Annotated in this window: 27 protein-coding genes, 1 pseudogene and 1 other annotated feature; of the genes and pseudogenes, 12 read left to right on the forward strand and 16 right to left on the reverse strand. The window is 49.9% G+C overall.

The window, feature by feature from the left end; genetic code table 11:
- Nucleotides 1-6: 6 nt before the first annotated feature.
- The 5 genes from O6D90_RS12920 to btuC form a co-directional block, all read right to left on the reverse strand.
- Nucleotides 7-720: an EAL domain-containing protein gene (locus O6D90_RS12920; protein WP_016156343.1), complete on the reverse strand. Its 714-nt coding sequence runs from the start codon at nt 718-720 to the stop codon at nt 7-9.
- A 319-nt stretch (nt 721-1,039) separates the two neighbouring features.
- On the reverse strand, nt 1,040-1,504 hold the full coding sequence (locus tag O6D90_RS12925; RefSeq protein WP_003832591.1) for an NlpC/P60 family protein: 465 nt from the start codon (nt 1,502-1,504) through the stop codon (nt 1,040-1,042).
- Between the two features lie 77 nt (nt 1,505-1,581).
- A complete protein-coding gene (gene btuD / locus O6D90_RS12930) occupies nt 1,582-2,331 on the reverse strand; it encodes a vitamin B12 ABC transporter ATP-binding protein BtuD (protein ID WP_016156342.1) in 750 nt (249 codons plus the stop codon).
- Nucleotides 2,331-2,882: a glutathione peroxidase gene (locus O6D90_RS12935; RefSeq protein WP_016156341.1), complete on the reverse strand. Its 552-nt coding sequence runs from the start codon at nt 2,880-2,882 to the stop codon at nt 2,331-2,333. The genes btuD and O6D90_RS12935 overlap by 1 nt, the downstream gene beginning before the upstream one ends.
- Before the next feature lie 60 nt (nt 2,883-2,942).
- Nucleotides 2,943-3,923, reverse strand: a complete 981-nt coding sequence (gene btuC / locus O6D90_RS12940) for a vitamin B12 ABC transporter permease BtuC (RefSeq protein ID WP_032931198.1) — start codon at nt 3,921-3,923, stop codon at nt 2,943-2,945.
- A gap of 304 nt (nt 3,924-4,227) precedes the next feature.
- Between btuC and O6D90_RS12945 the strand changes: the two genes are divergently transcribed.
- The 5 genes from O6D90_RS12945 to O6D90_RS12965 all read left to right on the forward strand — a co-directional run bounded on the left by O6D90_RS12945 (nt 4,228) and on the right by O6D90_RS12965 (nt 8,665).
- Nucleotides 4,228-4,386 carry a DUF1427 family protein gene (locus tag O6D90_RS12945; protein ID WP_016152871.1) on the forward strand — a complete coding sequence of 53 codons (159 nt, stop codon included), beginning with the start codon at nt 4,228-4,230 and terminating at the stop codon, nt 4,384-4,386.
- Nucleotides 4,387-4,471: 85 nt separating this feature from the next.
- The gene (locus tag O6D90_RS12950) at nt 4,472-5,686 is read left to right on the forward strand and encodes a PfkB family carbohydrate kinase (RefSeq protein ID WP_016156340.1); all 1,215 of its coding nucleotides are present in this window, start codon (nt 4,472-4,474) and stop codon (nt 5,684-5,686) included.
- Nucleotides 5,687-5,717: 31 nt separating this feature from the next.
- Nucleotides 5,718-6,452, forward strand: a complete 735-nt coding sequence (locus tag O6D90_RS12955) for an outer membrane protein OmpK (RefSeq protein WP_016152869.1) — start codon at nt 5,718-5,720, stop codon at nt 6,450-6,452.
- 17 nt (nt 6,453-6,469) lie between these two features.
- Nucleotides 6,470-7,432, forward strand: coding sequence for a nucleoside hydrolase (locus O6D90_RS12960; protein ID WP_016156339.1), 963 nt, complete (start codon nt 6,470-6,472; stop codon nt 7,430-7,432).
- Nucleotides 7,433-7,435: 3 nt separating this feature from the next.
- Entirely contained in the window at nt 7,436-8,665 is a 1,230-nt protein-coding gene (locus O6D90_RS12965; RefSeq protein WP_016156338.1) for a NupC/NupG family nucleoside CNT transporter, read from the forward strand.
- A gap of 40 nt (nt 8,666-8,705) precedes the next feature.
- Here O6D90_RS12965 and ihfA read toward each other — a convergent pair whose 3' ends face one another.
- The 8 genes from ihfA to thrS all read right to left on the reverse strand — a co-directional run bounded on the left by ihfA (nt 8,706) and on the right by thrS (nt 15,981).
- Nucleotides 8,706-9,005, reverse strand: a complete 300-nt coding sequence (ihfA, locus tag O6D90_RS12970; RefSeq protein ID WP_003030571.1) for an integration host factor subunit alpha — start codon at nt 9,003-9,005, stop codon at nt 8,706-8,708.
- Between the two features lie 4 nt (nt 9,006-9,009).
- Nucleotides 9,010-11,397 (reverse strand): phenylalanine--tRNA ligase subunit beta, encoded by a 2,388-nt coding sequence (gene pheT, locus O6D90_RS12975; protein ID WP_016152866.1) that lies wholly within the window; start codon nt 11,395-11,397, stop codon nt 9,010-9,012.
- Nucleotides 11,398-11,412: 15 nt separating this feature from the next.
- Nucleotides 11,413-12,396 carry a phenylalanine--tRNA ligase subunit alpha gene (gene pheS, locus O6D90_RS12980; RefSeq protein WP_016152865.1) on the reverse strand — a complete coding sequence of 328 codons (984 nt, stop codon included), beginning with the start codon at nt 12,394-12,396 and terminating at the stop codon, nt 11,413-11,415.
- Between the two features lie 159 nt (nt 12,397-12,555).
- Nucleotides 12,556-12,680 (reverse strand) — a sequence feature (Phe leader region).
- Nucleotides 12,631-12,675 carry a pheST operon leader peptide PheM gene (gene pheM / locus O6D90_RS12985; RefSeq protein WP_001386830.1) on the reverse strand — a complete coding sequence of 15 codons (45 nt, stop codon included), beginning with the start codon at nt 12,673-12,675 and terminating at the stop codon, nt 12,631-12,633. It overlaps the preceding feature by 45 nt.
- A gap of 120 nt (nt 12,681-12,800) precedes the next feature.
- Nucleotides 12,801-13,157, reverse strand: a complete 357-nt coding sequence (gene rplT / locus O6D90_RS12990) for a 50S ribosomal protein L20 (protein ID WP_003030578.1) — start codon at nt 13,155-13,157, stop codon at nt 12,801-12,803.
- Between the two features lie 55 nt (nt 13,158-13,212).
- Complete coding sequence (rpmI, locus tag O6D90_RS12995; protein ID WP_003030583.1) at nt 13,213-13,410, reverse strand: 50S ribosomal protein L35; 198 nt, start codon at nt 13,408-13,410, stop codon at nt 13,213-13,215.
- Nucleotides 13,411-13,506: 96 nt separating this feature from the next.
- Nucleotides 13,507-14,049, reverse strand: coding sequence for a translation initiation factor IF-3 (infC, locus tag O6D90_RS13000; RefSeq protein ID WP_048997935.1), 543 nt, complete (start codon nt 14,047-14,049; stop codon nt 13,507-13,509).
- Nucleotides 14,050-14,052: 3 nt separating this feature from the next.
- Entirely contained in the window at nt 14,053-15,981 is a 1,929-nt protein-coding gene (gene thrS / locus O6D90_RS13005) for a threonine--tRNA ligase (protein ID WP_016152864.1), read from the reverse strand.
- A 304-nt stretch (nt 15,982-16,285) separates the two neighbouring features.
- Between thrS and yniD the strand changes: the two genes are divergently transcribed.
- Complete coding sequence (gene yniD, locus O6D90_RS13010; protein ID WP_003030590.1) at nt 16,286-16,393, forward strand: small membrane protein YniD; 108 nt, start codon at nt 16,286-16,288, stop codon at nt 16,391-16,393.
- Nucleotides 16,394-16,560: 167 nt separating this feature from the next.
- On the opposite strand, the gene O6D90_RS13015 is transcribed toward yniD, so the two are convergent.
- The gene (locus O6D90_RS13015; RefSeq protein ID WP_016156337.1) at nt 16,561-17,319 is read right to left on the reverse strand and encodes a DUF481 domain-containing protein; all 759 of its coding nucleotides are present in this window, start codon (nt 17,317-17,319) and stop codon (nt 16,561-16,563) included.
- A gap of 287 nt (nt 17,320-17,606) precedes the next feature.
- On the opposite strand from O6D90_RS13015, the gene pfkB reads away from it, so the two are divergent.
- Nucleotides 17,607-18,536 carry a 6-phosphofructokinase II gene (gene pfkB / locus O6D90_RS13020; protein ID WP_016156336.1) on the forward strand — a complete coding sequence of 310 codons (930 nt, stop codon included), beginning with the start codon at nt 17,607-17,609 and terminating at the stop codon, nt 18,534-18,536.
- Nucleotides 18,537-18,805: 269 nt separating this feature from the next.
- Nucleotides 18,806-19,666, forward strand: coding sequence for a fructosamine kinase family protein (locus O6D90_RS13025; protein WP_016152861.1), 861 nt, complete (start codon nt 18,806-18,808; stop codon nt 19,664-19,666).
- A gap of 64 nt (nt 19,667-19,730) precedes the next feature.
- Here the strand turns inward: O6D90_RS13025 and O6D90_RS13030 are convergent, their stop codons facing one another.
- A complete protein-coding gene (locus tag O6D90_RS13030) occupies nt 19,731-20,267 on the reverse strand; it encodes a YniB family protein (protein WP_019076635.1) in 537 nt (178 codons plus the stop codon).
- 168 nt (nt 20,268-20,435) lie between these two features.
- Between O6D90_RS13030 and hxpB the strand changes: the two genes are divergently transcribed.
- The 4 genes and pseudogenes from hxpB (at nt 20,436) to tcyP (ending at nt 23,466) form a co-directional block, all read left to right on the forward strand.
- A complete protein-coding gene (hxpB, locus tag O6D90_RS13035; protein ID WP_016156335.1) occupies nt 20,436-21,104 on the forward strand; it encodes a hexitol phosphatase HxpB in 669 nt (222 codons plus the stop codon).
- A 30-nt stretch (nt 21,105-21,134) separates the two neighbouring features.
- Nucleotides 21,135-21,256 (forward strand): annotated as a pseudogene (locus O6D90_RS13040) (2-deoxy-D-gluconate 3-dehydrogenase); the annotation flags it as partial.
- An 83-nt stretch (nt 21,257-21,339) separates the two neighbouring features.
- Nucleotides 21,340-21,939: a metal-dependent hydrolase gene (locus O6D90_RS13045; protein ID WP_087050648.1), complete on the forward strand. Its 600-nt coding sequence runs from the start codon at nt 21,340-21,342 to the stop codon at nt 21,937-21,939.
- Nucleotides 21,940-22,074: 135 nt separating this feature from the next.
- Nucleotides 22,075-23,466 (forward strand): cystine/sulfocysteine:cation symporter, encoded by a 1,392-nt coding sequence (tcyP, locus tag O6D90_RS13050; protein ID WP_016156334.1) that lies wholly within the window; start codon nt 22,075-22,077, stop codon nt 23,464-23,466.
- A gap of 64 nt (nt 23,467-23,530) precedes the next feature.
- Here tcyP and cedA read toward each other — a convergent pair whose 3' ends face one another.
- Nucleotides 23,531-23,773 (reverse strand): cell division activator CedA, encoded by a 243-nt coding sequence (gene cedA, locus O6D90_RS13055; RefSeq protein WP_071600320.1) that lies wholly within the window; start codon nt 23,771-23,773, stop codon nt 23,531-23,533.
- Nucleotides 23,774-23,956 lie beyond the last annotated feature (183 nt).

Genomic DNA, 23,956 nt, shown 5'->3' on the forward strand with positions numbered 1-23,956 from the left:
TGAGGGTTATATCTTCGCGAGCGAAATTATCTGCGCGGGGGGCACAGCAGGCCACAGCGCGCCCTGCATGGCGCTGAATCCCAGAGGCAGTACGCGCGCTAACATCTCGGGTGTATCAATACCGCTAATGATAATTGACTCACTGCTGGGAAATAGCTGTGCCAGGATAGCCCGCATAAATGGCTCAAACGAAATATGTGTAATCCTTTGTTGAACAAAGTTTTTATCGAGCACGACGCGTTTGAACAGCCCATCAAAAATTGCCCGGTTTGATATGCCGCCAGCACCATAGTTTGTCAGTACTAATGGAAATCGCGCCGCCAGTGCTGCCAGCGTTGGATTCGCTTTTCCATTATTTAACTCTTGATAGTTTTCATTAATAGCCAGTTCCAGAAATGACAATCGTTCAACTTGTGAAGCAAATTTAGCATCTGATAATAAAGTATTAGCAATTGCCGGCGTTAAATTAATCCAGGCAGAAACCTTTCGTTGAATAAAAAAATGTTGGCACGTTTCGATTAATTCAAGCTTTTCGGTAAATAACCGACATTGCTCTTCGTCCGACATCCGAGGTAGGACCAGCTCGGTGGGTATACGCACATCCCCCTGCGCACTGGCAAAACTGGTAATGATATCTACGTATTCAAGATCGCCTTTTTCGTTTCTCGCAGGGAGAAAAGAGAACTCTGAATGGTAAAGAGTATCCATTGAAACAATCATCGTGCCAGCCCCTCTGCATAGGTGTTATCCGGCATCCTGTAGCAAAGGATGGAGAAATACGTTATTGCTGATGCAAGTAGAGGCCCTTTCATTTTTCCCTTTATAGCCAGTAAATCGAATCCCTTTTTTTTAGCTTATCCTGATTATAAGCGAATATCCAGCTTTGCACTTTTTAATATCTCGGAATAAATCATATTTTTAGCAAGATACGCTCTTAATGTTCAGGGGTATTGTCCGGCTGGCGGCAGAAATAAGAAGTTACTAACAAATGGAAATGTCGAGGCTGCTCAGCCGTAGGCAGCCTCGTGACTGATGAGGATTAAATACGTCGCGCCTGCCAAAAGTTTTTGCGCCAGTAAACGTTGTCCAGTGACGAGCGCATCACACCACGGCTGGTTGAGGCATGAATAAATTGATTATTGGTATCGTAAATTCCGACATGCAGACCGCTTTCCCCAGAACCGGTTTTAAAGAACACCAGATCGCCGGGCAGCAAATCATCTTTATCAATTTCGGTACCAATCTTTGATTGCGTGCGCGTATCACGCGGAAGTTGCAGATCGAATTTATCGCGCATTGTCATCAATACAAATCCAGAACAATCCACTCCGCTACGGCTCATGCCGCCATAACGATAGGGTGTGCCATGCCAGGTTTGTAGCTGGTCATTAAGCCCGGCGATAACGGCGATAGAATCCGACAAGCGGGCATTTGGCGCAGGAGCACGATGGCTGCTGCAGCCCGCCAAAAACAATGCTGTGATGAAAAGAAGCCAAAAGCGCATTCAGGACGAATCCTCTGAATTATATTTTTATGTCAATTTAGCGTGGAAATTATATGATTTTCAAGAACCCATTTAACTTAAGTGGTTGATATGAGCATTCTGTGGCCTTCAATATCCAAACGACGGAAGTTCACGCCATAAGCCGCAGACAGATTGGCCGGCGTTAGTACCGCATCACGAGCACCACTGGCAAGCAGCTTCCCGCGTTTGAGGAGCCAGGCCTTGTGCGCATGACGTAAGGTATGATTAAGGTCATGGCTGCTCATTACAATCGCGATGCCCTGCAAACACAGCTGACCCAGCATCCGGTCCAGCGCATTTTGTTGCGCCACGTCCAGGCTGTTCATCGGCTCATCCAGCAGCAAAAGCTGGCCGAATGGATTCGCTTGTGGGCAAATCTGCAGGATAACCGCAGCCAGGCGCACGCGCTGCCACTCACCGCCGGAGAGCTGATTCACGCTGCGTCCCAGCTTATCCGCAAGCCCAAGCGCATCGGCGACTTCCTGTAACAGATCGGTGCGTGCTTTATCGGGTTGATGCAGCGTCAGAAAATGCCAGACCGGCATCGCAAACGGCGGGTTTTGCTGTTGCGCAAGATAAGCGCGATATTGCGCCAGCTTTGCTGCAGGCCATTCATCCAATGACACATCACCAAAGGTGATGCTGCCCTTGCCGGTCGTCAGACCCGCCATTCGCGCCAACAGTGTGCTCTTTCCTGCGCCGTTAGGTCCCACTAAATGCAGGATCTCCCCTGCTTTTATCTCACCAGAAAGCGGGCCGAGTCGGGTCGATTCTGCTACGTCCTGTAGCTGCATCAATCGAGACATTAGTTTGCCAGCGCCGTCTTGATGGATTGCACCAGAACAGGATCCTCAGGCGTCATATCGGGTGAAAATCGTTGCAGTACCTGACCATCCCGACCCACTAAAAACTTCTCGAAATTCCACAGAATATCGTCCGGGTAGAGCGGCGCCCGACCTTTACTCGCCATACGCTCATAGAATCCACTATCCGCAGGCGCAACGGCGGTTGGCGCGGCATCAATCAGTTTCTGATACAGCGGATGGCGTCCCTCGCCGTTGACCTCAATTTTGCTGAACATCGGGAAGGTAACGCCCCAGGTGGTACTGCAGTACGTTTTTATTTCCTCTTCACTGCCCGGCTCCTGGCCCAGAAACTGGTTGCAGGGGAACCCAAGAACGGTAAAGCCCTGCTGATGCCAGGCTTTCTGCAGATTCTCCAGTTGCTCATATTGCGGCGTTAGCCCACATTTTGAAGCAACGTTGACGATTAACAGCACATTTCCGGCATACGGCTGCAGTGAGGTCACCTCGCCGTCGATGGTCGTCACGTCTGTATCGAGGATAGTGTTTTGCATAGCATCTCCAGAACAACAGGTGGATTTTCAGTTTTTAATCATAGACCGAATCAACGCGTTCTAGCGCGCGGCTTTTAACAATAGCCAGATAAATACCGGTGCGCCCATGGTGGCCGTCACCACGCCAATTGGCAGCTCAGCCGAGGCCAGCACCAGACGCGCGACAACATCAGCCAACAGTAATACGATAGCGCCAGCCAACGCGCAGCCCGGCAGTAACACGCGATGATCGGTTAAGCCGCACAGCCGCAGAATATGTGGGATCACAAGCCCAATAAAGCCAATCGCTCCTGCCAGAGCCACGCTTACGCCAACCATCCAGCCCGTGGCGACCACCAGCAGGTTGCGCCAGAACCATAATGGCAATCCCAACTGACGTGCAGAAGTCTCCCCCAGCGCCAGCATATTCATCGGCTGCGACTGACAGCAGATCCACACCAGCACCGGAATCAACGCCACCATGAGCCAGGCCTGATGCCAGTCAACGCCGCCAAAGCCCCCCATCATCCAGTACATTAGCTGTCGCAAATCAAAAGAAGTGGAGAAGTAGATGGCCCATGTCATCAGCGCGCTACAGATAATGCCCAGCGCCACCCCCGCCAACAGCAGACGGCTGGTAGACAAATGACGGCGGGCAAAACGGAGCAGAATAAGCGTGATAATCAGCGCCCCAGCGATGGCGCATAAGCCCAACGCCCAGCCGGGGAGCTGCCCCTGCCCCAGCAGCACCGCCGCGATGAGCCCGACGCCCGCGCCATTAGACACGCCCAGTAATCCAGGCTCTGCGAGCGGGTTTTCAAAGAGAGCTTGCATCACTGCGCCAGATAAGGCCAACGCAGCGCCTACCAGCAAAACGGCGAGGGTACGGGGAAATCGGATTTGCCAGACGAACAGATCGCCGCGGGCGCTGAACCAGTCGCCGGGGGCGATCCACTGTTCTCCTGCGCATAAGCTAATCACGAGCATGACCAATAGCAACAGCGATAAAGTGCCTAACCAGTATCGGTCTCGCCGACGTTGTAATTGTGCAAAAGGTTGCATGTTTATACTTTTTTTATGGGTTATCTCATTAATTTTACGATGAAAGCAAAAAACATGGAAGGAAGCTCTACCGCAAATGAGGCAATGGCCCAAAACAGCATGAACCTTAGTCTTTTGCATAATGCAATGCTGGCAGCAATACCAGGTAGTAGCTGTCATTATTAATATCGTTCCTGAGATTAAATAAATAACCACAACCGGACAAGATGTCCGGTTGCAGAAGTTTTGTGTGATTGTCTTCTCATCAATACGTAAATATATTGTGTAGTCTTCATATCATCATAACACCCTCAGGAATTATCTTATGGATATAATTCTTTCGCTTATTGCCGGTGCAATTATTGGTTTCATATTTACATTAATAAAACTCCCCATTCCAGCCCCTGCTGCCTGGCCTGGTGTATTTGGTATCATCGGTGTACTTAGTGGTAATCAGATCTTTAATTATTTATTCAACAAATAAATTCATTCACCAAAGAAATTAACGTATAGACAAAATAAACTTATTACATGGACCTCTCATCACATTCATGAAAAGTGAGGATTAGATGCCCTGTCGTTACAAAAAACAGCGTCTTCGCTATATTTTAACACTACTCAAAAAACAAGGAAGTGTAAAAATATCATCTCTTGTTAAGGTACTTGATGTTACGGAAAGAACACTCCGCCGCGACATCAATGACCTCGTAAAAACAGGACATGTCCGCTCATGCTATGGAGGTGCTGTATATAATCACGACAATGCATTCCCATTATATGAGAATAACTCTCTTTATTTGCACCAAAACATCATCATTAACCAATCAAAGATCGAACGAGAAATATCAATGAACGAAAACAATGGGAAAGTTTACATTCTGGGTTCATTTAATACTGACTTAGTATATCGGCTTCACCGTTTTCCTATTTCAGGGGAAACTACGCGCGCGCTTTTTTCCTGTTGTTTACCCGGAGGGAAAGGCAGCAACCAGGCGATAGCATCCGCACAAGCCAATGCTCGCACTTATTTTACAGTCAAATTAGGTGAAGATGAGTTTTCAACCAAAGCCCAGCATTTTTTAAATGGCGTAGGATTAGAAAAGCTAACCATCTTTACCAAAAGTGATGCACCAACCGGCAGTGCCGTAGTGATGATATCCGAAGAGGCTGGCGATAATGTAATCGTTATTAATCCAGGGGCTAATCAGGAAATAACGAGTGAAGAAATTATATCCTGTTATGACGAGATAGGCACCGCCAATGTTTTTTTGACGCAGATGGAAAACAATCCTGACGCTACAGCTCAAGCTATTAAGTTCGCACATGCCGCAGGGGTGATGACAATCCTGAATCCAGCGCCATGGCGTAAGGAGGTGACAGACCTTCTCCGCTGGACACACATCCTGACCCCAAACCTCACAGAAGCAGAGGCGATAATTGGCAAGGCTATTCGTACGCCAGACGATATTCGTCAGGCCGCCGAAACCATGCACCAAATGGGACCACAATATATTCTAATTACGTTAGGCAAAGATGGGTGCTGGTTATTTGATGGTTCTACTCACCAACAGTTCCCGGCATATCCCGCCGTTAATATTGATACATCCGGCGCCGGTGATGCATTTAATGGTGCACTCGCTGCACGACTTGCCTGTGGAGAAAATATTGCCAACGCAATTCATTACGCCTGTGTATTTGCAGCACTGGCCGTAGAGCGTGAAGGCGCAGCCAATATGCCATCCCATGAACTCGTATTAAAACGATTAGCTTGTACTAAATACTGATATTAATCCACCACCAAAATAGGGATATAAAATGAAAAAAATCGCCTTCGGGGCTTTATTATCGTGCGTAGCTTTTTCCTCATTAGCTGAACAACAATACGGTTGGGGAAATATACATTTTGACTATCAATCCTGGGATGCCGGTGTTAAAGACCTCGAATATGAACAAGCCTTAATTGGTATTGAGGGAGGTATTGGTTTTGATTGGGGTGAAATGTACGGTTTTTATGATTTTGAAAACATTCTAGATGACGAAGGAAATCAGGGGCAGACTGCGAATGGTGAAATTCATACCTACCTCTGGAAAACGGGTGCCAGCCTATTTACAAAAGTCTATAATTCGCAAAGCCCTAATTTTAAAGAGACGAATCAATTTATTGGGCTTGGCTATACCGACCTGAAAGGCGATGGATGGTGGTTTAAACCCTGGATTGCTCGTCAGTACATTACCGCGCACAGTAATTTTGGCCCAGCTTATGATATTAATGGACTTAATGGTTTCTCAATCGGATGGAACGCTGGCTATGCTTTCAATCTTCTCAACCAGGACTTCTTACTGTCCAATTGGAATGAAATAGAACTTGACCGTAATGATGACTATACCGCTAACAATCATGGTAGCAATGGTTTAAACGGCGGCCTGAATATTACCTGGAAAATCATGCCTCATATATCCACCACATTAATGTATCGATACTTTTATAACAAACTTGGTGCGGATGGATATGGCGATATTCTCATTTATCGACTGGCCTACGACTTCTAACTTAAGGAACATTAACGATGTTAAGTATCCACTGGCCTGAATTAACTTCAGCGCAGCGTATTACCTTAATTACGCCACCTAAGTATGGCAAAGTGCCTATCGTTATTGACAGCGATACCTACAATGAAATTGACGATCAGATGGCCATTGCCTGGGCATTCTTACACCCGGAGCGCCTCGATCTGCAAGCTGTTTACGCCGCTCCGTTTACCAACCACTATTTTGGTAAAGAGGGCTCGCACACATATGTTGACGATCCCGCAGTAGGCATGCAACTGAGCGTCGATGAGATCTATCGCGTATTTAACAAACTCCCCCGCCGCGAAAACATACCGCAAATATTCCAGGGTTCAACACGCTATCTGAAAGATAGCAACCAGCCGGAGATGTCAGCAGCAGTACAGGATTTGATTAACCGGGCAAGAACGGCTGAGCAAACATTACATGTACTCGCAATCGCCGCGCCGACCAATATCGCTAACGCACTGCTCCTCGCGCCGGACATCGTCACAAAGATTCATGTCATCTGGCTTGGGGGTAACAGTTATGCCTGGAAAGATAATCATGAATTCAACCTGATGCAGGACATTGCGGCGAGTCGGGTACTTTTTGATAGCGGCGTAGCGCTCACCCAAATCCCCTGCTTTGGCGTGGCTAACACTATGGCCTCATCGGTCCCAGAGATGCAGCACTATTTTGCAGAGACCAGCCGCATTGGTAGCTACTTTGCTGAAATTGCCCCGCGATGCCCCTGGATTGGTTTTGCATCCCGCAAAGTCATTTGGGATATCACTACGGTTGGCTATGTCCTGAATCCTGACTGGTTCACCTGTGAATACCGTACATCCCCTTTGATCAATGACAATCTGAGCTGGAGTTTTGATAACCGCCGTCACGTCATTCAGGTCGCAAAATTTATTGAGCGGGATGCTCTCTTTAAAGATCTTTTCCGTAGCATCATTGATGCCGATGAGGGATAAACCATGCAGATACTCATCGTCATACTTGGCATTGTTGTCCTGTTACTCGTTGCCTGGCTATGTTCAGAAAATCGCAAAGCTATCCGGTTTCGCACTGTTGGCGGCGCCTTTGCAATCCAGGCTCTTTTTGCTGCATTTATCCTGTATGTCCCCTTAGGGGAAAAAATCTTACTCGCCATATCAAACAGTCTGTCAGGCATGCTGAACTATTCGTCGGAAGGGATTAACTTTCTCTTCGGTAATCTCGGACAGTTCAAAATGGGGTTTGTATTTGCCGTGCATGTTCTGCCGATTATCATTTTTATGTCAGCATTGTTCTCCGTGCTGTACTACCTAGGCATCATGCAGTGGATTATCCGTCTCATCGGTACGGGTATCCATAAACTGCTACGCACCAGCCCGGCAGAATCCATGGCTGCAACGGCCAATATTTTTGCGGGCAATACTGACGTCTTCGTCCTGATGAAGCCTTATGCGCCACGCATGACGCGCTCAGAACTGTTTGCCCTCATGACAGGTGGTGTGGCCTCTATCGCAGGCTCAGTGCTGGTTGGCTATGCCAGTATGGGGATCGAAATTCGCTATCTGGTAGCCGCCTCTTTTATGTCAGCACCAGGCGGTCTGTTAATGGCGAAAATGCTGTTTCCAGAAACGGAACCCGAAAACACTGCCGACGTGTCAGGCGATATGCTTGGTCAAGATGAAAAGCCTATCAACATCGTTGAAGCGGCGACAAATGGCGCGACTATCGGGCTGAAGCTCGCCGCTAACGTGGGGGCAATGCTTCTGGCACTGATTGCATTAATTGCTATGGTGAACGGCTTGTTGGGCTGGTTTTGTGGCTTTTTCGGCTATGGTAACGTCACGCTACAATTTATCTTCAGTTACCTCTTTGCTCCGGTTGCCTGGCTGTTGGGCATTCCCACTAACGAAGTCTTGCAAATTGGCAGCCTGTTAGGTCAAAAATTGGTGTTGAATGAGTTCGTCGCGTATACCAGCTTTATTCCAATGAAAGACCAACTGTCGGAATATTCGCAGATAATAACGATCATGGCGCTGGCTGGGTTTGCCAATTTGTCCTCTCCTGCCGCATTGATTGGCGTACTGGGGGGGATTGTGCCGGGGAAAAAAAGTTTCATTGCTAAAATGGGGCTTAAAGTGATCCTGGCGGGCACGTTGTCTAACCTGCTGAGCGCAGCACTGACCGGGCTGTTTTTCCTTCTGGCCCACTAAGAAAAAAGGCCGCATTCGCGGCCTTTTTAGTTAGTTCAGATTACTCTTCTTTCGGCGTTGCGTTTTCAACCCGGCTTTTTAACTTCTGTCCGGGTCTGAAGGTCACCACGCGCCGTGCTGTAATGGGAATATCTTCGCCCGTTTTCGGATTACGGCCCGGACGTTGATTCTTATCACGCAGATCAAAGTTACCAAAACCAGAGAGTTTTACCTGCTCACCATTTTCCAGAGCACGACGGATCTCTTCGAAAAACAGCTCGACCAGTTCTTTGGCATCCCGCTTGCTAAGCCCAAGCTTATCAAACAGATATTCTGACATTTCAGCTTTTGTAAGCGCCATAGGTTCAATCCCTCAATGATGCCTGGAATCGCTCTTTTAATGCCTCTACACATTTGGCGACGGTAGCGGCAATCTCCTCTTCTTCAAGTGTACGGCTGGTATCCTGAAGGATCAGGCTGATAGCGAGGCTCTTATAACCCTCCGCAACACCCTTACCGCGGTACACGTCAAACAAGTTTACGCCAACTACCTGATTTACGCCAACTTTCTTACATTCGGATAAAATATCCGCAGCGGGAACGTTTTCTGCCACAACGACTGCGATGTCGCGACGGTTCGCCGGGAAGCGAGAAACTTCACGCGCCTGAGGCACCACGCGGTCTGCGAGCTTGTTCCACTCCAGTTCAAACACCAGAGTGCGACCGTTCAGATCCAGTTTACGTTCCAGTTCAGGATGAACAACCCCAATGAAACCAATGCGTTCACCTTTCAGATAAATCGCCGCAGACTGCCCCGGATGCAGTGCTGGATTCGCTTCAGCTTTGAATTGAATATCCGCCAGCTTGCCGGTCAGGTCGAGAACCGCTTCCAGATCGCCTTTCAGATCATAGAAATCAACAGTCTCTTTTGCCAGATTCCAGTGTTCATCATGACGGTTACCGCAGATCGCGCCCGCCAGCATCAGATCCTGACGGATCCCGAGGTTGGCCTGCGTGTCCGGTACGAAACGTAAACCCGTTTCGAAAATACGCACGCGGTTTTGCTGACGATTCTGGTTGTACACTACCGTAGACAGCAAGCCGGTCCACAGGGATAAACGCATTGCCGACATATCAATCGAGATTGGGCTTGGCAGCAACAGCGCTTCTTCACCCGGGTGTAGCAGCGCCTGGACTTTCGGGTCGACAAAGCTGTAGGTAATAACTTCCTGGTAGCCTTTGTCATTCAGCATGGTTTTTACGCGTTTCAGCGACAAATCCGCTTCACGATGAGTACCCATGATAAGACCCGCCTGAATTGGCGTATTCGGGATATTGTCATAACCGTATACACGGGCGACTTCTTCGACCAGGTCTTCTTCGATCTCCATATCGAAACGCCAGCTCGGCGCTACCGCTTTCCACTCATCTTGCCCTTCCGTGACATCACAACCCAGACGGCGCAGAATATCGCTCACCTGCTCATCCGCAATATGGTGTCCGATCAGACGATCCAGTTTGCTACGGCGCAGCGTAATGGTTGCGCGTTTTGGCAGCGAGGCTTCGTTCGTCACGTCAATGATTGGACCCGCTTCGCCGCCGCAGATATCAATCAGCAGGCGCGTAGCACGTTCCATGGCTTTATGTTGCAGCGCCGGATCGACACCACGCTCATAGCGGTGAGACGCATCGGTGTGCAGACCGTGACGACGTGCGCGACCGGTAATAGACAGCGGGCTGAAGAACGCGCATTCCAGCAGGACGTTTTGCGTTTCATCATTCACACCGGAGTGCTCGCCACCAAAGATGCCGCCCATTGCCAGCGCTTTGTTATGGTCCGCAATCACCAACGTATCCGCATTCAGCTTCGCTTCACTGCCGTCCAGCAATACCAGGGTTTCACCTTCTTTTGCCATGCGGACAACAATCCCGCCTTCAATGCGGTCTTTGTCGAATGCGTGCATCGGCTGGCCCAATTCGAGCAGCACATAGTTAGTCACGTCAACCACGGCATCGATCGAGCGGATGCCGCAACGACGCAGTTTTTCTTTCATCCACAGCGGGGTTGGCGCTTTAACGTTAATGCCTTTCACCACGCGGCCCAGATAGCGTGGGCAGGCTTCCACCGCGTCGACCTGAATCGGCAGGACGTCGCTAATGGTTGCGGCTACTGGCGCTATTTCCGGCTCAACCAGAGGGGCTTTGTTCAATACAGCTACGTCACGTGCCACACCGATAATGCCTAAGCAGTCGGCGCGGTTCGGAGTGACGCTGATTTCGATAGTATTATCGTCAAGCTTCAGGTATTCACGGATATCGGTACCAATTGGTGCATCGACAGGCAGTTCGATAATACCGTTGTGATCGTCGGAAATGCCCAGCTCGGAGAACGAGCACAGCATGCCTTCAGACGGCTCACCGCGCAGTTTCGCGGCTTTGATTTTGAAATCGCCCGGCAGAACGGCACCAACGGTTGCTACAGCCACTTTCAAACCTTGACGGCAGTTTGGCGCACCGCAGACGATATCCAGCAGGCGGTCGCCGCCGACATTCACCTTGGTGACGCGCAGTTTGTCAGCGTTAGGATGCTGAGCGCACTCAACCACTTCGCCCACCACAACACCGTTGAACGCGCCAGAAACAGGATCCACACCGTCAACTTCCAGACCCGCCATCGTGATTTGGTTTGATAACGCATCGCTATCAATCGCCGGGTTTACCCATTCGCGTAACCACAGTTCACTGAATTTCATTGTTTTATCCTGCCTTTATTTAAACTGTTTGAGGAAACGCAGATCGTTTTCGAAGAAAGAACGCAGATCGGTTACGCCGTAACGCAGCATGGTCAGACGCTCCATACCCATACCGAATGCAAAGCCAGAGTAGATTTCCGGATCGATACCGACGTTACGCAGCACGTTCGGGTGAACCATTCCGCAACCCAATACTTCCAGCCATTTGCCATTTTTACCCATCACATCAACTTCCGCAGAAGGTTCGGTGAACGGGAAGTAGGAAGGACGGAAACGAACCTGCAGGTCTTCTTCAAAGAAGTTGCGCAGGAAATCATGCAGCGTGCCTTTCAGGTTGGTGAAGTTGATATTGGTATCAACAATCAGCCCTTCCATCTGATGGAACATTGGGGTGTGCGTCTGATCGTAGTCGTTACGATATACGCGGCCCGGAGCGATAATACGGATCGGCGGCTGTTTTTCTTTCATAGTGCGGATCTGCACGCCGGAAGTCTGCGTACGCAGCAGACGCGTCGCATCAAACCAGAAAGTGTCGTGGTCAGCACGCGCCGGGTGATGGCCAGGAATGTTCAGCGCATCGAAGTTATGATAGTCATCTTCGATTTCCGGACCGGTCGCCACGGTAAAGCCCAGCTCACCAAAGAAACTTTCAATGCGATCGATAGTCCGCGTTACCGGATGCAAACCGCCGTTTTCGATACGACGCCCAGGCAAGGAGATATCGATAGTTTCTTCAGCCAGACGAGCATTCAGCGCGGCATTTTCTAATTCGGCTTTACGCGCGTTCAGCGCTTGCTGAACCTGCTCTTTGGCTTCGTTTATCACCGCACCTGCTGCCGGGCGCTCTTCTGCCGGCAGTTCACGCAGGGTAGTCATCTGAAGGGTCAGGTGCCCTTTCTTGCCCAAATATTCGACGCGGACATTGTCTAACGCGGCAACATCTGAAGCCTGGTTAATGGCGGCCGTTGCACTGGCAACCAGCTCTGCGAGATGTGACATGGTTTTCCTCGTTATGTTGCGATATTCACTAGTCGCTCGTATATACACAAAATCATTCTGACTGAGTCAAGACAGCAGTAGAGCGCTAATCCTCAGACAAATATGTGACTGGGGTAAGCGACTGCAGCCAACGCAGAGGCAGCCTGAAGGATAACGTGTATAAAAAAAGCCTCCACCAGGGAGGCTTTTAGGCGCTGTTTTCCGTTTCTTCTTTCACGCGCAAGCCTCCTGAGTTCAGGTGCTAAAGTAAAAGAAGAAGCGGAAAATAGCAGCATTCATGCTTGCGTTACCTTGTGTGGTAAAAACCGGACAACCTTTATTGAAAAGGCTTACGGATAAATTGTCAACCAATTGATTGCACTACAAATAAAAGAGAGGGAGCCAGGCTCCCTCTTTTCACCGGCTTATGCCAGAGCTGCTTTCGCTTTTTCGACCAGAGCGGTGAACGCTACTTTGTCGAATACTGCGATGTCAGCCAGGATCTTACGGTCGATTTCAACAGAGGCTTTTTTCAGGCCGTTGATGAATTTGCTGTAAGAAATACCGTTCTGACGTGCTGCTGCGTTGATACGCGCAATCCACAGTTGACGGAACTGACGCTTTTTCTGACGACGGTCACGATAAGCGTACTGACCAGCTTTGATAACAGCCTGGAAGGCAACGCGGTATACGCGAGAACGCGCACCGTAGTAGCCTTTAGCTTGTTTCAAAATTTTCTTGTGACGTGCACGGGCAACTACACCACGTTTTACGCGAGCCATATGTGCTCTCCTGTATCTATATTCTTAGTAAAAAAATTAATTAAACGTTAACGGCTTATGCGTACGGCAGGCACGCGATAACCAGACCCAGATCGCCTTTAGAAACGAGGCCTTTTGGACGCAGGTGACGTTTACGCTTAGTAGATTTTTTGGTCAGAATATGACGCAGGTTTGCGTGCTTACGCTTAAATCCACCACCACCGGTTTTTTTGAAGCGCTTAGCAGCACCGCGTACGGTCTTAATTTTTGGCATTTTAATAACTTCCACTTCGCATTGTTAATAAACGAAACGTAGGCGAACAACGGCTGTGGAACCCGCAGGCTCCACAGACATTGCTACTTGAAGGCCTTACTGTTTCTTCTTAGGAGCGAGCACCATGATCATCTGGCGGCCTTCGATCTTCGTAGGGAAGGATTCGACTACTGCCAGTTCACTCAGATCGTCACGGACGCGGTTGAGCACTTCCATACCGATCTGTTGGTGGGCCATCTCACGACCGCGAAAACGCAGCGTGATCTTAGCCTTATCGCCATCTTCCAGAAAGCGTACCAGGCTGCGGAGTTTTACCTGGTAATCGCCATCGTCGGTGCCAGGACGGAATTTAATTTCCTTAACCTGGATAACTTTTTGCTTTTTCTTCTGTTCCTTAGAAGACTTACTCTTTTCATAAAGGAACTTGCCGTAGTCCATAATACGACAAACTGGCGGTTCGGCGTTAGGGCTGATTTCAACTAAATCTACTCCAGCTTCTTCAGCTTTTTCGATCGCTTCTCTCAGACTCACAATACCCAAAGCTTCGCCTTCCAGACCTGTTAAGCGAACTTCCAGGGCGCGAATCTCGCCATTGATACGATTCGGACGTGCCGTTTGAACTCGTTTTCCGCCTTTAATACCTTATTCCTCCAGTTGTTGAAGACTGCGGCTGCGAATCTCTTGTTGCAGCTTCTCAATCACTTCATTTACGTCCAGGCTGCCCAAGTCTTTGCCACGACGGGTGCGCACGGCAACTTTGCCTGCTTCTACCTCTTTGTCGCCACAGACCAACATGTAAGGGACACGACGTAAAGTGTGCTCGCGGATTTTAAAGCCAATCTTCTCATTTCTCAAGTCTGCTTTTACACGAATACCCGCATTTTGTAGTTTCTGCGTTAATTCGTTGACGTATTCAGACTGTGAATCGGTGATGTTCATGACGACAACCTGAACTGGCGCAAGCCAGGTCGGGAAGAAGCCAGCGAACTCTTCGGTCAGGATACCGATGAAACGTTCCATCGACCCAAGAATTGCGCGGTGAATCATAACCGGCACCTGACGCTCGTTGTTTTCGCCAACATAAGAGGCGCTTAAACGGGACGGCAGAGAGAAGTCCAGCTGTACAGTACCGCACTGCCATGCACGATCGAGGCAGTCATACAGGGTAAATTCAATTTTCGGACCGTAGAATGCGCCCTCACCCAGTTGGTACTCAAACGGGATGTTGTTTTCTTCCAGCGCAACGGCCAGGTCAGCTTCAGCACGGTCCCACATTTCATCGCTACCGATACGTTTTTCGGGGCGAGTGGACAGTTTGACGACGATTTTCTCGAAGCCAAAGGTGCTATACATATCGTAGACCATACGAATGCAAGCGTTAACTTCATCACGGATCTGCTCTTCTGTACAGAAGATATGTGCATCATCCTGAGTGAAGCCACGAACACGCATCAGGCCATGCAGCGCGCCTGACGGCTCATTGCGGTGGCAGCTACCAAACTCGGCCATACGCAACGGCAGATCACGATAGGATTTCAGACCCTGATTGAAGATCTGCACGTGGCCCGGGCAGTTCATGGGCTTAATGCAGTATTCACGGTTCTCAGAGGAGGTCGTGAACATCGCATCTTTGTAGTTATCCCAGTGACCTGTTTTTTCCCACAGCACGCGGTCCATCATGAACGGACCTTTAACTTCCTGATACTGGTATTCTTTCAGTTTTGAGCGAACAAAGACTTCCAGTTCACGGAAGATTGTCCAGCCATCATTGTGCCAGAACACCATACCCGGCGCTTCTTCCTGCATATGATACAGGTCAAGCTGCTTACCGATTTTACGGTGGTCGCGTTTGGCCGCTTCTTCCAGACGTTGCAGGTAGGCACTCAGGGCTTTTTTATCGGCCCACGCAGTACCATAAATACGCTGCAGCATCTTGTTATTGCTGTCGCCACGCCAGTATGCCCCAGCGGTCTTCATCAGTTTGAAGTGATGACAGAAACGCATGTTCGGCACGTGCGGGCCACGGCACATATCGACATATTCTTCATGATGGTACAAGCCAGGCTTGTCATCATGGGCAATGTTTTCATCAAGAATGGAGACTTTATAGGTCTCGCCACGCTTCACGAAGGTTTCACGCGCTTCGTACCAGCTGACTTTCTTCTTAATGACATCGTAGTTTTTCTCAGCGAGCTCGTGCATCCGCTTCTCGAGCGCGTCGACATCTTCCTGGGTTAGCGTACGGTCAAGATCGATATCGTAGTAAAAACCGTTATCAACAACCGGTCCGATCGCCATTTTGGTGTGCGGCCAGAGTTGTTTGATCGCGTGCCCTAACAGGTGCGCACAGGAGTGACGAATGATCTCCAGACCTTCTTCATCCTTCGCGGTGATGATGGAGAGCTTCGCATCATGCTCAATCAGATCGGAAGCATCTACCAGCTCACCGTCAACACGGCCAGCAATAGTGGCTTTCGCCAGACCTGGACCGATGTCCAGCGCAACATCCATGGGGCTTACAGCGTGGTCGTAATGGCGTTGGCTGCCATCAGGAAGAGTAATAACAGGCATGTTATATCCTTATTTGCAGTGGTGACCCACACGTAAGATCACATACAAAGATTCAATATTTAAAATCATCAAAAAGGTGTGGGCTGATTCCCGCTTCACTCTGCGAAATATGTCACTGGTCGCCTTAATGGCTACACTGGACCTACACCCGCTTTTTGATAACACCGTTTGACAGTGTACACGGCATTACGAGCCGATCAAAGCAACAATCAACGCGCACTCTATGATGTAAATCAATTCACTGACACCCTGACGTTTTTGTTACACTTGTATAAAGTCATCTAACCTGAGCAGGAAAAGGACAATGCCAACAAATCGCTTTGCGAAGAAACACTGGAAGATGGTTGTGATACTGCTCGTTATTTGTGCGGCAATGCTGATGCTACGTTGGGCTGCGATGATCTGGGGTTAAAATACTGGCACACGCTGTCCCGGTTCCGTTGTATTTATCAATTAAATCGAATTCGTCTGAAAATAGCGCGTTATTGATAAGTATTAAAAATAAAACACAGATTTAATATTAAATAAATTTAACGTTAATTGAGAAAAGCCGGGCCAATTATTTGACCCGGCTTGTCATTACATACGATAGCCGAGTGACACAGTAGTACGACGATCGGTATGCTCCGGCGCTGTTGCCGGTGGTTCAGAGTTCCAGGTAACGTTGTAAGCCACCTTTAACCCAAAGTGTTCGTTGATGGCAACGTTCAAGGCCGTTTCAGAATTGAGCGTTGTATCGTCAGCACCAAATACCGACACACCTTGCGTAAACTTAGTATTGTCCGTCATCTGCCACGCATAGGCCCCGGACGCATAGCCCAGCGGCTGTGTTTCGGTGGTGCCATCCGTGTGCTCGTCATAGCGCACACCTGGACCGAATTCAAAACGGAAGCTGTGCACCGGTCCGTTGAGGAACTGACGACCATAACCTGCGGTTAGCACGTCACGCTCGCGATAGCCGTTGTAACGGTCGGTCAGCCAGCTTGCCTGACCAAAGAGATAGTCATAGTCGGTCATGTTGTAACGACTACGGCCACCTACGGCATATTTCTCTGATGAACGCTCATCATTTGAGGAGGTATTGCTGGCATTTCCCCACAAAGACCACGCCGTATTTTGACCGTACCAGGTCATGGTGGTGTCTGCAGTTAAAGAAGAACTTTTTGTGTTGCCTGACTGGGCGAGATATCCCGCGTTCAGGTTACCTTCAAAGGGTTTTTTCGCGCTGGAAGGGTCATCCATGACAGTAAAAACGGAATCATCGGCGGCAGCCTGCATTGACGCAAGCAGGCCACCCGTCAGCAGTAACGCTGCGGGCACTGTCTTCAAAAGCTTCATTTATTAAGAGTCCGTACAACAAAAAAAGAGACCATAACGGTCTCGGAAACTTTCATATGGATCAATGACAAAAGACCCTTGAAAGGTAACAAATTATAAAAAGACTCGAATAACATAGCAATAAATTCTTATTTCATTTTTTGAATAAGAGCGTTCCTAAACCGTTTTTTTATTTATATATCTTTAACGCGATTATTTTAAATAAAGATATGAAAAATCATGTTGTTAATTACTTCACTTTCGGGGGGTTAAGTGCCAGACTGAGGACAGCCTAACAGGAGGTAAAGATGGTACGTATCTATACGTTAACACTTGCGCCCTCTCTCGATAGCGCAACAATCACGCCGCAAATCTACCCGGAAGGTAAGCTTCGCTGTACCTCGCCGGTTTTTGAACCCGGCGGCGGCGGTATCAACGTCGCTCGCGCAATTGCCCATCTTGGCGGCACCGCTACGGCCATCTTCCCTGCGGGTGGCGCCACCGGAGAGCATCTTGTTGCTTTGCTCGCCGACGAAAATGTTCCCGTGTCCACCGTCGAAGCTAAAGACTGGACCCGACAAAATCTCCATGTCCACGTTGAGTCCAGCGGCGAACAGTATCGTTTCGTCATGCCAGGCGCTGCGCTCACCGATGATGAGTTCTACCAACTTCAGGATCAGGTGCTGGAAATTGAGTCTGGCGCACTGCTGGTTATTAGCGGCAGTTTGCCGCCTGGTGTACAGCTTGAGAAGCTGACCCGGCTCATTACCACAGCACAAAAACAAGGGATTCGCTGTATCGTCGATAGTTCTGGCGAAGCGCTGGCAGCAGCATTAACCATCGGCAATATCGAACTGGTCAAACCCAACCTCAAAGAACTGAGCGCGCTGGTGAATCGCGAACTCACGCAGCCCGATGATGTGCGCAACGCCGCGCAGGAAATCGTGCAAAGCGGAAAAGCGCATCGCGTAGTGGTCTCGCTTGGACCACAAGGAGCGCTTGGCGTTGATCGTGAAACCTGTGTCCAGGTGGTTCCGCCACCGGTGAAGAGTCAAAGTACCGTAGGTGCGGGCGACAGTATGGTCGGGGCCATGACGCTTAAACTGGCGGAGAGCGCACCTTTTGCAGATATTGTTCGTTACGGTGTCGCCGCAGGTAGCGCCGCCACCCTGAATCAGGGTACGCGTCTGTGCGCTTTAGACGATACGCAAAAAATATACGCGTATCTGGCTCAGTAATGACGGCTTCCCCTTGTCTAGATACAAGGGGATTTCCCCGTAAAACTGTCGGCATGGGTGTTATACGTCTATGATAAAAAATCACATGATTACAAAGCAGTGAATCATGTGCGACCAGGCGTCTTCACAACGATGCGAGGTGAAGAAGAACGACACACATTAAGTGCCTTTCCAGCGATGACGCGTCCGTGGTGTGCGTCAGTTCGTGTTTTTTAACCGCATTCTTGCGCTAACCTTATGATCTGGCAGACAACATGGGGAGAGACATCATGTGGCAGGCTATCAGTCGTCTTTTAAGCGAGCAATTAGGTGAAGGCGAAATCGAACTGCGTAACGAACTGCCCGGCGGAGAGATCCACGCCGCATGGCATTTACGCTATGCGGGGCGCGATTTTTTCGTTAAATGCGATGAAAGAGAGCTGTTAACCGGCTTTACGGCGGAAGCCGATCAGCTGGAGCTACTTTCTCGCAGTCAAACCGTATCTGTACCGAAAGTCTGGGCGGTAGGCGCAGACAGAGATTACAGCTTTCTGGTGATGGATTTCCTCCCTCCCCGTCCGCTTGATGCGCACAACGCGTTTATCCTCGGCCAACAGTTGGCGCATTTGCATGAATGGAGCGATCAGCCGCAGTTTGGGCTCGACTTCGATAATGCGCTCTCTACCACGCCGCAGCCCAACACCTGGCAACGTCGCTGGTCAACCTTTTTTGCCGAGCAGCGTATTGGCTGGCAGCTGGAACTCGCCGCTGAAAAAGGCATTGCGTTTGGCAATATCGACGCCATTGTCGAGCATGTTCAGCAGCGTCTCTCTTCCCATCAGCCGCAGCCATCTCTTCTGCATGGTGATTTGTGGTCCGGGAACTGCGCCCTCGGCCCGAACGGCCCGTACATCTTTGACCCTGCCTGCTACTGGGGGGACAGAGAGTGTGACCTGGCAATGCTGCCGTTACATACCGATCAGCCGCCGCAACTCTATGACGGTTATCAGTCTGTTTCTCCGCTACCATTGGATTTTCTCGACAGACAGCCTGTCTACCAGCTCTATACGCTGCTGAACAGGGCTATTCTGTTCGGGGGACAGCATCTGGTCGTGGCGCAGAAAGCGCTGGACCGGTTACTGGCGGCTTAGCAAAGTCGCACGTTGCTTATCTGGCCTGGCGTTTCACAACGCGTCAGGCCTGATAGTGCAGCAGTTACAAAAAACCCAGTAATGAAAAGAAGAAGTAGCCAATCACGATAACGATCACCGGCAAAATATAGAGCGGGAAAATTTGTAAAAAGATCGTATGGTGCGGTACCACAATACGCGACTCAAGTTGCTCGCGTGATAACCCTTCACTGCCCTTTGCCTGTTCCAGAATCAACTGGTCCTCAACGCCCTCGCGTAAATAACGCGCCTGACGGCTCATTCTGGCGCCTGAATCCTGCAACGCCAGACCGATAAAAATCAGAATGAAAATCAGCCAAAAAACGAGATTCAGTCCACTTTGAAAATCGGGCGTCGGCGAGTTATACCAAAACACGTTAAGAAAAGGTGTGTTCACACGCATCATGTCGATCATCACATGAGCAAAATCGAGCATGACCGCGTTAATCCCTTCCTGCTTTTCGCTGTGCGCATACATAAACTTCAGTACTGAAACCAGGGTTGAAATCAGCGCGGGAATGAAAATCACCCATCCCACCAGCCTTTTCAAGATGGCAATGCGTCCAGCTTGTTGATACGTCATGAGTTCCCCTTGATTAAGACGTGTCATTTTGGCCTAAGTTTACCCGTTGATTATCGTTTTCGCCTGATCTTTAAAGGCGGTATACTGCTGAATTAGCCATAATGAACGCTCAGAGCCCGTCCAGGCTGGCTCTTAATCCCTTTTATCACCCGTAAAGGAGAGGTTGTGATGTCAACCCCGCGTCAAATTCTTGCTGCAATTTTCGATATGGATGGATTACTGGTCGATTCTGAACCGCTTTGGGATCAGGCCGAACTGGATGTGATAGCAAGTTTAGGCGTTGATATCTCCCGCCGCCATGAACTTCCCGATACACTTGGCTTACGCATCGACATGGTGGTTGATTTGTGGTTTGCACAGCAACCGTGGAACGGTCCCTCACGTCAGGAAGTAACCGAGCGCATCATTACCCGGGCAATTGCGTTAGTTGAAGAAACAAAACCACTGCTGCCGGGCGTGCGTGAGGCCGTGGCATTGTGCAAATCTCAGGGGTTGAAAGTAGGACTGGCATCCGCCTCGCCGCTGCATATGCTGGAAAAAGTGCTAACCATGTTTGATCTGCGCAGCAGCTTCGATGCACTGGCTTCTGCGGAAAAACTGCCCTACAGCAAACCGCATCCGCAGGTTTATCTCGATTGCGCGGCAAAACTGGGCATTGACCCTATAAACTGCGTAGCACTGGAAGACTCGGTGAACGGCATGATTGCTTCGAAAGCCGCCCGTATGCGTTCCATCGTAGTACCTGCGCATGAAAATCAGGACGATCCTCGCTTCGTTCTGGCCGACGTCAAACTGGCCTCGCTCACCGAACTCACTGCCGCTCACCTGCGCGGCTAATCCTGCGACGGGCAATGATCGCATTGCCCGCCTGCCGGACGCTGGGCACGCCTGATGACCTGAAAGGCCCGGTCGTGTTCCTCGCAAGTGCTGCCTCGGACTATATACATGGTTATACGCTAGCCGTGGATGGCAGTTGGCTGGCGCGGTAAAGGCGCACTTGTGACAAAGGGTTACAACGTCACCTCTTCCGCCTACTGTATAAAACCCCTATACTGTATGAATCGACAGTTTATTGGGTTTTATCATGACGGCGGAAGGTCACCTTCTTTTTTCTATTGCCTGTGCGGTATTTGCCAAGAATGCCGAGCTAACGCCCGTTCTTGCGCAGGGTGACTGGTGGCATATTGTTCCTTCAGCCATTTTAACGTGCTTGCTGCCGGATATCGATCATCCCAAATCCCTGCTGGGGCAGCGTCTGAAGTGGATATCAAAGCCCATTGCCCGGGCATTTGGTCATCGCGGATTTACACATAGCCTGCTGGCGGTTTTTGCCCTGCTGGCCACGTTTTACCTGAAAGTCCCTGATACCTGGATAATTCCAGCGGATGCCTTACAAGGTATGGTTCTCGGTTATCTCAGCCACATTCTGGCCGACATGTTGACCCCGGCGGGCGTCCCCCTGCTTTGGCCCTGCCGCTGGCGTTTTCGTCTGCCTATCCTCGTGCCGCAAAAAGGCAACCAACTGGAGCGGTTTCTGTGCATGGCGCTGTTCGCGTGGGCAATCTGGATGCCGCAGACCGTACAAGAGAACAGTGCGGTGCGCTGGTCATCACAAATGATAAATACGCTGCAAATGCAGTTTAATCGTTTTATAACGCACCAGGTTGACTAATAAATCAGCCAAAAAGTTATTTTTGGCATAAACAATTCCATTTGAATATAAGAGGCAAGTCACAGTTCTGCTAATCTTGCGCCAACAGAATCACCGTCACACGGTGATACGCATAATAAGATCAGGAGAACGGGGATGAACTATCCATTAATCGCGAACATTATCGTGTTCGTAGTGCTGCTGTTCGTGCTGGCGCAAGCCCGTCACAAGCAGTGGAGTCTGGCAAAAAAAGTACTGGTCGGTCTGGTCATGGGTGTGGTGTTTGGCCTCGCCCTGCACACCATTTATGGTTCCGACAGCCAGGTTCTTAAAGATTCCGTACAGTGGTTCAACATTGTCGGCAACGGTTACGTCCAACTGCTGCAGATGATTGTCATGCCGCTGGTGTTTGCATCTATTCTCAGCGCCGTTGCGCGTCTGCACAACGCCTCTCAGTTAGGTAAAATCAGCTTCCTGACCATCGGTACACTGCTGTTTACTACGCTGATTGCCGCGCTGGTAGGGGTTCTGGTGACCAACCTGTTCGGCCTGACCGCAGAAGGTCTGGTGCAAGGTGGGGCCGAAACCGCTCGTCTGAACGCGATTGAAACCAACTATGTTGGCAAAGTAGCTGACCTCAGCGTTCCACAGCTGGTGTTGTCGTTTATACCGAAAAACCCGTTTGCCGATCTGACCGGAGCTAACCCGACGTCAATTATCAGCGTGGTTATCTTCGCGGCATTCCTCGGTGTTGCCGCACTGAAGCTGCTGAAAGATGATGCGCCGAAAGGCGAGCGTGTGCTGGTTGCTATCGATACCCTGCAAAGCTGGGTGATGAAGCTGGTTCGTTTGGTGATGCAGTTGACACCATACGGTGTTCTGGCGCTGATGACCAAAGTGGTTGCGGGCTCCAACCTGCAGGACATCATCAAGCTGGGTAGCTTCGTCGTGGCCTCTTATCTCGGTCTGGGCATTATGTTCGTGGTACACGGGATCCTGTTGGGTATTAACGGCGTTAGCCCGCTGAAATACTTCCGCAAGGTGTGGCCGGTGCTGACTTTCGCCTTCACCAGCCGTTCCAGCGCAGCCTCAATTCCGCTGAACGTTGAAGCGCAAACCCGTCGTCTGGGCGTGCCTGAATCCATCGCCTCTTTTGCCGCCTCCTTTGGCGCCACCATTGGCCAGAACGGTTGTGCAGGGCTGTACCCGGCAATGCTGGCAGTAATGGTCGCCCCGACCGTCGGGATCAACCCGCTGGACCCGATGTGGATTGCCACGCTGGTTGGTATCGTAACCGTCAGTTCCGCAGGGGTTGCGGGTGTGGGTGGCGGTGCAACGTTTGCCGCGCTGATCGTCCTGCCAGCTATGGGTCTGCCGGTCACGCTGGTTGCGCTGCTGATTTCCGTTGAGCCGCTGATCGATATGGGTCGTACCGCGCTGAACGTGAGCGGTTCTATGACAGCCGGTACGCTGACCAGCCAATGGCTGAAACAGACCGATAAAACAATTCTGGACAGCGACGATAACGCCGAACTGGCGCATCGCTAAATCTGTTAGATCTGAAAAACAAAAAACCGCCGGAGTGTCATGCTCCGGCGGTTTTTTATATCCATTAATCGCTCAGTTCATTTTCCTGGCGAACCTGATTAGCCCAGCGTTGCGCTGATTCCGGGACCGTAAATGCAGGCGAACGCTGAAACGCCTCCCCTATTAAGACAAAAGCGACATATTTTCCGCGCAGTATCCATACGTCACGATACGCATCCATTTTAACTGCATGCTCTGGTGGGGCTGGCTCCACGCGAGGAACATAGCTAATTACCGGACGATTTTGTTGGCGAAGAGGTTTCATAATCAGTTGCTTCACTAAAGACTAATTCTAAAAATCAGAAAACGGCTATCTTAGCCGATTTTGCCTCCTGACGTCCTGCCTTGCGTGCGCTGTTTGCCTGGTTCATCGCGCTTTACGTCCTCGGTCAGTTCCTGCACCACTGAGCAAGTGGTCTATAGTTAAAGCTTTTGACGGCAACAACGACCT

This window comes from Citrobacter sp. 21OH12SH02A-Citro, assembly GCF_027919895.1.
GTDB classification, from domain to species: Bacteria; Pseudomonadota; Gammaproteobacteria; order Enterobacterales; family Enterobacteriaceae; genus Citrobacter; species Citrobacter braakii.